Below are 9,927 nucleotides of genomic sequence, written 5' to 3' on the forward strand. Positions count from 1 at the left end.
GCTCCCGTGAGGTCCTGGCGGGCCTCACGACCGGAACCTCATGCCGGAGGGCGAGGAGTAGAAGCCCGCCTCCAACAGGGCGGCGGCCAGGGCCGTGCCCGGTACCGGCAGGCCGTTGACCTTCTCCAGCGACATCTTCTCCACCCGCGCCGTGCGCAGTGCCCACGCCAGGGCCCGGGCCGTGGGCCCGAGCACGTCCGGGTCCTCGGAGAAGCACAGCAGGGTGCGCCCGCCGCGCTCCACGTACAGCACCAGCTCACCGGAGACGAGCACGACGACGGCTCCGGCCTTGCGTCCCGGACGTTGGCCGGTGGGGCGCACCCCGTCCTGGCCGGCGGGGATCTCCGGCCACGGCAGGGCCGCGCCGTAGGGGTTGGCGGGATCCGTGGCGGCCAGCGCGACGGCGGGAGGACCGGGGTCAGGACGGGGGTTCCGTCCGGGCGGCGTCCAGGAGGTGGCGGCCGAGGGGGCCGGCGGGGACCACGTCACACCGGCCGGGGCGACGTGGGCGGCCGCCGTGGACGGACCCGCCGCGGGGGACTCGGCCACGTCCTGGCGGGCGAAGCCGCGCAACCGGTCCACGGTGGCCCCGGTGGAGAACTGGGCGGCGCCGAGGTGCTCGATGTAGTACCCGCGGCGGACCTGGCCGGCCTCCTCCATCCGGGTGAGGAGCCGGTACTGGGTGGCGAAGCCCCCGGGCACCTCCTCGGCCATGACCGAGCCCCGCGTGATGACGCCGTAGCGGTCCAGCAGGTACTCGGCGGCCGAGTGGGCCCTCAGGGTGGGGTCGGTGGCCGGGGCCGGCAGCAGCGACCACCGTCCCGCGGCCCGCGCGGCTCCCGTGGGCCCGAGCTCGGTGGGAAGTCCCGTCCCGGCGGGCCCGTGGAAGGTCCCGTCGTCACCGGCCAGGGCCGCGTCGAGGGAACCGGTGACCTCCTCGAGGCGCCGCAGCCGCGAGAGGCGGGCGCCGCGTCCGGGACGGGCGGGCCGGGCGCGGGGGGTGCGCGCCCGGGACTTGTGGGCGGTCCGTCCCTGGCCGAGCAGCCCGCGGACCGGGGCCAGGGTGTCGTTGCCGACGCGCCCGGCCCAGACCAGGTCCCAGAGGGCGGCGAGGACGTCCGCGTTCGTCGGACGGTCGTCGTCACCGCTCCAGCCCTCGCGCACGCGGCCGGCGAGCGGGCCGAAGAACCAGGCCCCGCCGCCGTCGAGCACCTCCTGCAGCGACCGGTGCACCGGGTTCGGCTCGAAGTCCTCGGCGCGGGCCAGGCTCAGGTCCACCGAGTCGACGTGGTGGAACGCGATCCAGCCGTCGTTGCCGGCCGCCGCGGCGGTGCCGGACCAGAGGAACTCCCCGGTGGCCAGCAGCTCATCGAGCTGGGACGGGGCGTAGTCGCGCACGCGGGCCGGCAGCACGTGCGACTCCCACGCACTGGCCGGGACCGGCACGCCGGAGAGCTGGTCGAGGACGGTGGCCACGCCGTCCCCGCCGCGCAGGGTGGCCGGGGAGCCGCCGCCGGGGGCGGGATCCAGGTGCTGCCAGTCGGCGAGGAAGCGGGCGTAGGCGGGCTGTTCCACCGGTTCGACCTCGGCCCGCAGGGCGGCCAGCGAGCGGCGCCGGATGCGGCGCAGCACCTCGACCTCGCACCACTCGGTGTCCAGCGGCCCTGGCTGGCCCGTCCCGCCGGGACGGTAGCGTCCCTCGCTGACGCGGCGCTCGGCCGCGAGCCGCTGCAGGACCTGGAGCACGACGGCGGCACCGAGCCCCAGCGCGGCGCCGGCCTCGGTGGCGGTGAAGGGGCCGTGGGTGCGGGCATAGCGGGAGACCAGGTCGCCGAGGGGGTCGGTGACCGGTTCGATGAACGCCAGCGGGACGCCCATGGGCAGGGCGACGCCGAGGGCGTCGCGCAGGCGGGCGGCGTCCTCGATGGCGGCGTAGTGTTCCCGCCCGCCCAGCCGGATCCGCAGGGCCCGGTTCGCCGCGACCAGCTCGTCGAGCAGGGTGGCGGCCTGGTGTTCCGTCGCGGCACCGGCACCCGGTTCGGAGTCCTCGGTCTCCGGTGACTGCATGCGGGCGGCGGCCTCGGCGGCGGTCAGCGGGCCCAGCAGTCGCAACAGGTCCGCCAGTCCCTCGGTTCCCCTGACCCGCCGGGTGGGGGAGAGCCGCTGCAGGTCGGCCTCGACCGTGGCGATGACGCCCGGGTCCAGCAGGTCCGCCAGCTCGGCCCGGCCCAGCAGCTCATTGAGCAGCCCGGGATCCAGCGAGAGGGCGGCGGCGCGGCGCTCGGCCAGCGGGGAGTCGCCCTCGTAGATGAACTGGGCCACGTAGCCGAACAGCAGGGACTGGGCGAACGGGGAGGGGGATTGCGTGGTGGTCTCCACCAGGCGCAGGGACTTGTCCTCGATCCGGCCGGCCAGCCGCTTCAGGGCCGGCAGGTCGTAGACGTCCTGGAGGCACTCCCGGACGGTCTCCAGGATGATGGGGAACTGCGGGTACTTCCGGGCGACCTCCAGCAGCTGGGCCGCCCGCTGGCGCTGTTGCCACAACGGTGAACGCTTGCGCGGGTCTCGCCGCGGCAGCAGCAGGGCACGGGCGGCGTTCTCCCGGAACCGGGCGGCGAACAGCGCCGATCCGCCCACCTCCGCGGTGACGATCTCCTCCAGTTCCTCGGCCGTGAACAGGAACAGCTCGGCTCCGGGCGGCTCGTCCTCCATCATCGGCACGCGCAGCACGATCCCGTCGTCCGCGGCCATGGCCGAGCCGTCCATCCCGTACCGGGCGTGCAGCCGGGCCCCCACGGCCAGCGCCCATGGGGCGTGCACCGGCATCCCGTAGGGGGAGTGCAGCACCACGCGCCAGTCGCCCAGCTCGTCGTGGAAGCGCTCGACGACGAGGGTCTTCTCGGTGGGCAGCACCCCGGTCGCCTCGCGCTGCTCCGTCAGGTAGGCAGTGAGGTTGTCCCGGGCCCACTCGTCCAGGCCCGCGGCCTGCAACCGGTCCGCGGCCCGGGTCCCGGCGCCGGCGCCCCCGTCCTCGGCGGAGGGTTCCGACGACGGCGCGGCCGCGGACTGCGCCGTCTCCACCTCGCGGCGGAAGGCCCCGACCGCCTCGCCCAGTTCGGCGGGGCGGCCCTCGGCGTCTCCGCGCCAGAACGGCAGCCGCCCGGGCTGGCCGAACGCCGGGATGACGAGCACCCGGTCGTGGGTGATGTCCTGGATCTGCCAGCTGGTGGCGCCCAGGACGATGACGTCCCCGACCCGGGACTCGTAGACCATCTCCTCGTCCAGTTCGCCGACGCGGCGGCCGCCGGTGCGGGCGGTGCCGGCCGCCGTCGGGCCGTCCGCACCACCGCCCGCCGGGTCATCGGAGCCGGCCAGGAAGACGCCGAACAGCCCGCGGTCCGGGATCGTGCCGCCGGAGGTGACCGCCAGCCACTGGGAGCCGTTGCGACCGGTCAGGGTACCGGCCTCGCGGTCCCAGACCACGCGGGGGCGCAGCTCGGCGAACTCGTCCGAGGGGTAGCGGCCCGAGAGCAGGTCCAGGACGGACTCGTAGGCCGAGTGCGGCAGGGTCGCGAAGGGGGCGGTGCGGCGCAGGCGGTCGAACCAGGCCTCGGCGTCGAGTTCGTCCAGGGCGCAGGCCGCCACGGTCTGCTGGGCCAGGATGTCCAGCGGGTTGGCCGGCACCGTGAGGGACTCGATCCTCCCGGCCAGCATCCGCTCCACCACGACGGTGGTGTCCACCAGGTCGCCACGGTGCTTGGGGAAGAACCAGCCGGAGGAGGTCTCCCCGACCTGGTGCCCGGCCCGGCCCACGCGCTGCAGGCCCGAGGCCACCGACGGCGGCGACTCGACCTGGATGACGAGGTCCACGGCGCCCATGTCGATGCCGAGCTCCAGCGAGCTGGTGGCCACCACGCAGCGCAGCTGGCCGGTCTTCAGCGCGTCCTCGATGAGGGCGCGCTGTTCCTTGGAGACCGAACCGTGGTGGGCCCGGGCGAACTCGGTGCCGGTGCCCTCGGTGGCCGTCCCGGCAGACTGGCCGGACCCGCCCATCAACTGGGCGGGAGCATGTCCCGGGGCCGGCCGGTCTCCCCGGGCGCCGGGCACCGCCCCGGCCAGGACCTCACCGAGGCGTGCCGGTTCCTCCCGCCCACCGCCGTGCCCGCCGTCAGCCGCGTCCGATCCGGCCTCCGCGTCCAGGGACGCGGCGAGCCGGCGCTCCTCCCAGATCTCGTTGAGCCGTCCGGTGAGCCGCTCGGCCAGCCGCCGGGAGTTCGCGAAGACGATGGTCGACCGGTTGCGTGCGACCAGGTCCACGATCCGTTCCTCCACGTGCGGCCAGATCGAGGCCTGGGCCTCCAGGCCGGAACCGGGTCCGAGGTCGTGGGCGCCGGCCGCCGAGGGCAGCTCGGTCATGTCCGGCACCGGGACGGTGACGTGCACGTCCCAGGACTTGGCCGACCCCGGGGCCACCACCCGCACCGGCTGGATGCCGCCGAGGAACCGGGCGACCTCCTCCTTCGGCTCCACGGTGGCGGACAGCCCGATCCGCTGGGCCGGGGCGGGGAGCAGGGCGTCGAGGCGCTCGAGGGACACGGCCAGGTGCGCGCCGCGCTTGGTCCCGGCCACCGCGTGGACCTCGTCCACGATGACGGTCTCCACCCCGGCCAGCGTGGACCGGGCCTGCGAGGTCAGCATCAGGTAGAGCGACTCCGGGGTGGTGATGAGGATGTCCGGGGGACTGCTGACCAGCTGACGGCGCTCGCGGGCCGGGGTATCACCGGAGCGTACGCCGACACTGACGTCACGGGGTTCCTCGCCCAGCCGCCGGGCGGTCTGGGTGATCCCGATCAGCGGCGCCCGCAGGTTCCGCTCCACGTCCACGCCGAGGGCCTTGAGCGGGGAGACGTACAGCACCCGGGTGAGGTTCTTCGGCCGCTTCCCCGGGGCCGGGACGGGCAGGTCACCCGGCAGGGGGTCCTGTGCCGGCCTGGACGGCGGCGAGGTGTCCCCGGCAGGCCGCAGGAACCCGTCGAGGGCCCAGAGGAAGGCCGAGAGGGTCTTGCCGGAACCGGTCGGGGCGACCACGAGGGCGTGCTGGCCGCTGGAGATCGCGTCCCAGGCGCCGATCTGGGCGTCCGTGGGCGCCGCGAAGGCTCCCGCGAACCACTCGCGGGTGGCGGGCGTGAAGCGGTCCAGGACCGCCTGCGCATCCGGGAGAACTGTCATCGGCATCAGCGTACGCCCCGGCGCGGACACCGGAACGGGGGCCGGGACGGCCGCTGGACGCTCAGACGTGGTGGTAGGGCCGGCCCCCGGCGATCTCCTGGGCCCGGTAGAGCTGCTCGGCGAGGATGAGCCGGACCAGCTGGTGCGGGAAGACCAGCTTCGACAGCGACCACACCGTGTCCGCCCGCTCGTGCACCGAGGCGTCCACGCCGTAGGCGCCGCCGATCACCAGCGTGACCTGCTGGCCGAGGTCGAACCGCCCCTGGAGGTGACGGGCCAGACCGGGGGAGTCGAAACCCGTGCCCCGCTCGTCGAGCAGGATCAGGTGGTCCCGGCCGTCGACCTTCGCCAGGATCCGCGCGGACTCCTCGGCACGCGCGGCGTCGCCCTCGCGGGACGAGTGCGGAAGCAGCTGCCAGGAGAGGTCGAAGGGCTTCTTCAGGCGCTTGGAGTAGCGGTCGATGCCCTCGGACACCCAGGACTCGTGCTTCTTGCCAACGGCCAGGATCCTCACGCTCATGGGTCCATCCTGACATCTCCTCGTGCGGCGCGCCCGTGACGGAACCGTGCCCTGACCGGGGCGATTCCTCCGGTTAATGTGGAGGCATCGCCGGATGGGCCGGCCAGGTCCGCGAAAGGCTCCAGCATGGACGTTCCCGCCGACGCCCCCGGGCCGCCCGCCGGCTCGCCGGGATCCTCGACGCCGGCGGACCCCGGGTCCCCCTCCCGTCGCCGGCGCTCCCCGCGGCGCTGGACTCCCAGCTGGACCCCCGCCGGGGTCCTCGCGGTGGTGATCGCCCTGGCGGTGGTCATCGCGGTGGCCGTGCCGGCCCTGCTCGCGCAGGCCGGGCCGCCGTCGTCCCGGGTCCTGCCCCGGGGCGCCGAGGCGCTGCTGGGGCTCGAGTACGCGGTCCTGCCCGGCAACGCGGGCACCCTGGACCTCTTCGTGCCCGCGCGGGGCAGGGGGCCGTACCCCGTGGTGTTGTGGAGTCAGGGATCGGGCTGGACTTCGGACCACGGCAACCTGGGCGGCGAACCGGTGGCGGAACAGCTGGTGCGGCGCGGTTACGCGGTGGCGCTGTTCTCGGTGCGCAGCTCCGAGCAGGCGGTCTTCCCGGCCCAGGTGCACGACGCCAAGGCGGCCGTGCGCTTCATCCGCGCCCATGCCGAGGAGTTCGGACTGGACCCGGACCGGGTCGTGGCCGCGGGCAACTCCTCCGGTGGCTGGATCGCCACCATGCTCGGCGTGACGTCGGGCGAGCCGGCGCTGGAGGGGGAACTGGGAGTGACGGGGGTGTCCTCGCGGGTGCACGCGGTGGTGAACTTCTTCGCCCCCACCGATTTCCTCTCCATCACCTCGCAGATGCTGCCCGGGGCCTGCGACCGGTTCAACGAGACCTACGGGGTCACCCGCTGCCACGATGACCTGCAGGCCTTCGAGTCCCGGCTCATCGGGGCCTCGACGCTCCGACACCCGGACCTGGCCATCGCCGCGAGCCCCCTGGCGTACATCGACGCAGGGGACCCTCCCACCCTCATCGCGCACGGGACCGACGACTGGGTGGTGCCGTACCGGCAGAGCTCACTGCTGTTCGCGGCACTCGACGCCGCCGGGGTGCCCACCGCCTACTACGAGGTGGCCGACGTCGGCCACGACTTCCGCTTCGCCGCGTCCGGTTCCGTGCTGGACACCGAGGTGGAGTCCGCCCACCTGGACCCGGCCCCGCCGCCGGGCCAGCAGCTGACCTGGGATGTCATCACCGACTTCCTGGACCGGCAGCTGGACCGGCGGCGGGACCCTGCGTCCTGAGGACTCAACGGCTGCTCCGCCGGTGTCTCAGCAGGACGGCACCAGGTCGAAGACGCCGTCCGCGGACCGGTGCAGGCTGGTCACCGTGGCGTCACCCTGGCCCAGGTAGTCCTGGGACCCGACCGCGTAGTACGGGTTGTAGGGGTTGACGCCGTAGGAGGTCGCGCGGCCGGCAGACCGGTGGTCCGCATTGGCCGCGGTGACACACTGCTCCGGACCGGCGGTGGGCTCCGGCTCCTGCGTGGGGTCCGGCTCCTGCGTGGGGTCCGGTTCCAGCGTGGGCGTCGGTTCCCCGGTCGGCGGCGGCCCGGTCCGGCGGTTGTTCTCGAAGAAGAACTCCGTCACGTACGCTGGGTAGTCGATGCTCTGGGTGGAGATGTAGGAACCGCCTGGACCGCCGCCCGCGGGCCAGTTGTGTCCCAGTCCGGTGTTCTGGACCAGGGATACCCGCGGGCCGTCCGCGTCCGAGTAGAGGGTTCCCGCCCCGGCGGTGTTGGCCCCGTCCAGGCCGGCCAGCGAGAACGACGAGGTCGATGTCGCGCCGTACAGCCCCGCCATGATCTCGGCGTTGAGCGGGTTGTACCCGGGTGCCACCACGGAGTCGTTGCTGCCGTAGACGACCGAGGTCAGCTGGGTGCCGAAGGAGGAGGCCGCGGTGTCCGCGAAGGCCCGGCACGTGGAGGTGCCCTGGGCCTTGGAGGTGGCCACCGAGGAGATCTGCCCCGAGGTGGTGCCGACGGTCGGGCCGGCGTTGATCCCGATGCCCGCGAAGACGTCCGGGGCCAGGCAGCCCATGACCATGCTCTGACCGCCGCCCGAGCTCAGGCCGGTCAGGTAGACCTGGTCCGCGTCCACTCCCAGCGCGGTCCGGGAGGTCAGGGCGGAGGCCAGCCCCAGCAGGTTGTCATCGTGCCGGGCGGGGGAGGTGCGTGAGTGGTGGGCGTCGTAGTAGTCCCAGCAGCCGAGCAGGACCCCGCCGTTCGGTGCCGCCGGGACGGCCACCACCATGCCGTACTCGTCGGCCGTGGCCGCCCAGTTCCCGCCGTTCCTCAGGTCCGCGGCCTTCTGCACGCAGCCGTGCAGGGTGACCATCAGGGCCCTGCCGTCCGGGTGGGCCGGGGCGGTCTCGGGCACATAGAGGTTCACGCTCATCCCGGCGATGGACTCGGTGGTCCATGTCCCCGTCGGATTCGTGCCGTCGTCACCGCTCCCGTCGCCCGCGGTGTCCGTGCAACCCGGCAGCGTCTCGAAGCCCGGTGGACAGATGATCGCCTGTGCCATGGACGAGGTCCCCACCAGGGTCAGGGTGGCTGCCAGGGCCGAGAGCAGGACCGTGGCCAGCAGCACGGGGACCAGTCGCCGACGGGTCCGCCGTGGTCCGGTGGGGCCCGGGACCGACGGGCCGCGGTGATCGGGGCCCGGTCGGTCGAACGCGTCGTCCCGGTCAGGGTGAGCGGGTGGGGTCATGATTCCTCCTCCCTCACGCCGGCCGGGCATCCTCTCCCGGGCACTGCGGCTGTGAGCTGGATCACAGCACGGTACACCTGATAGGTGATTCAGGTAACAGCTGGAATGCCGTCCAGCCGCGAAAGGTCCCGGTCAGCGGCCCGCGGTCGCCTGGGCGAGCGCGTCCTCCGCGGCCACCCAGGCGAGCATCGCGCACTTGACCCGGGCCACGTAGCGGGAGACCCCGCCCAGGGCCACGGCATCGCCGAACAGCTCCTCAGAGGGCTGGATCTTCCCCCGGGACTGCATGGCCGTGCGGAACGCGTCGATCCGTTCGGTCAGTTCCGCGGTGGACAGGCCCTCCGCGAGCTCGGACAGCAGCGAGGCCGAGGCCTGGGAGATCGCGCACCCGTGGCCCTGCCAGCGGAGGTGGGCGACGGTGTCCCCCTCGCCGAGGTGCACCTGCAGCGTGATCTCGTCCCCGCAGGTGGGGTTGAGCTGGTGTGACTGCCCATCGGCGGACTCCATCAACCCGGTGCCCGAGGGGGTCTTTGCGTGGTCCAGGATGAGTTCCTGGTACAGGCCCTGCAGGTCGGCGGCGCTCATGCGCGCACCCCGAAGAACTCGCCGACGCCGGCCACGCCCTCGAGGAACCGGGTGACCTCGTCCTCGGTCGTGTACAGGTACGTGCTGGCCCGTGTCGAGGCGGTCACCCCGAAGCGGCGGTGCAGCGGCTGGGCGCAGTGATGGCCCACGCGCACCGCGATCCCGCGATCGTCCAGGAACTGGCCGACGTCGTGGGCGTGCACCCCGGTGACGTCGAAGCTCGCCAGGCCGACCCGCTCACCCTCGATGTCCCCGCCAAGCACCCGGATCCCCGGGATCTCCCGGAGGCCGCCGAGCAGCCGCCGGCCGAGCTCGGCCTCGTGGGCGGCGATCCGGTCCATGCCGATCTGCTGCAGGTAGTCCACCGCGGTTGCCCACGCGATCGCCTGGGACACCTTCTGGGTGCCGGCCTCGAAGCGTTGCGGCGGGGGCAGGTACTCGGCGGCCTCCATGGTGACGGTGGTGATCATCGACCCGCCGGTGAGGAACGGCGGCATGGCCGCGAGCAGTTCCCGGCGGCCGTAGAGGGCGCCGATCCCGGTGGGCGCGAGCATCTTGTGGCCGGAGAAGGCGGCGAAGTCCACGTCGAGCGCGGGGAAGTCCACCGGCAGGTGGGGGACGGACTGGCACGCGTCGAGCACCACGAGGGCGCCGACCTCGCGAGCGCGGGCCACCAGCTCCTGGACCGGGTTCACCACGCCCAGCACGTTCGAGACGTGGGTGAACGCCACCAGCCGGGTGCGGTCGGTGATGACGGTGCCGGCCGCCTCCAGGTCCAGGGCGCCGTCGTCGGTCACGGGGATGTACCTCAGCGTGGCACCGGTCCGGGCGGCCAG

General features: G+C 73.7%; 6 protein-coding genes. 1 reads left to right on the plus strand and 5 read right to left on the minus strand.

The features are described from left to right. Nucleotides 1-24: 24 nt before the first annotated feature. Both Q0283_RS02880 and rlmH read right to left on the minus strand, forming a co-directional pair. On the minus strand, nt 25-5,229 hold the full coding sequence (locus tag Q0283_RS02880; protein WP_298042770.1) for an ATP-dependent helicase: 5,205 nt from the start codon (nt 5,227-5,229) through the stop codon (nt 25-27). A gap of 61 nt (nt 5,230-5,290) precedes the next feature. Further along, nucleotides 5,291-5,749 (minus strand): 23S rRNA (pseudouridine(1915)-N(3))-methyltransferase RlmH, encoded by a 459-nt coding sequence (gene rlmH / locus Q0283_RS02885; protein ID WP_298042772.1) that lies wholly within the window; start codon nt 5,747-5,749, stop codon nt 5,291-5,293. Between the two features lie 126 nt (nt 5,750-5,875). Between rlmH and Q0283_RS02890 the strand changes: the two genes are divergently transcribed. After that, a complete protein-coding gene (locus Q0283_RS02890) occupies nt 5,876-7,039 on the plus strand; it encodes an alpha/beta hydrolase (protein ID WP_298042775.1) in 1,164 nt (387 codons plus the stop codon). 27 nt (nt 7,040-7,066) lie between these two features. Here the strand turns inward: Q0283_RS02890 and Q0283_RS02895 are convergent, their stop codons facing one another. The 3 genes from Q0283_RS02895 to Q0283_RS02905 form a co-directional block, all read right to left on the minus strand. After that, nucleotides 7,067-8,506, minus strand: coding sequence for a PHB depolymerase family esterase (locus Q0283_RS02895; protein ID WP_298042777.1), 1,440 nt, complete (start codon nt 8,504-8,506; stop codon nt 7,067-7,069). Between the two features lie 132 nt (nt 8,507-8,638). Next, on the minus strand, nt 8,639-9,091 hold the full coding sequence (sufU, locus tag Q0283_RS02900) for a Fe-S cluster assembly sulfur transfer protein SufU (RefSeq protein WP_298042780.1): 453 nt from the start codon (nt 9,089-9,091) through the stop codon (nt 8,639-8,641). Continuing rightward, a partial coding sequence (locus Q0283_RS02905; RefSeq protein WP_298042783.1) for an aminotransferase class V-fold PLP-dependent enzyme occupies nt 9,088-9,927 on the minus strand: 840 nt, incomplete at its 5' end. The genes sufU and Q0283_RS02905, both read right to left, overlap by 4 nt.

Source organism: uncultured Citricoccus sp., assembly GCF_937871995.1.
Lineage (GTDB): Bacteria > Actinomycetota > Actinomycetes > Actinomycetales > Micrococcaceae > Citricoccus.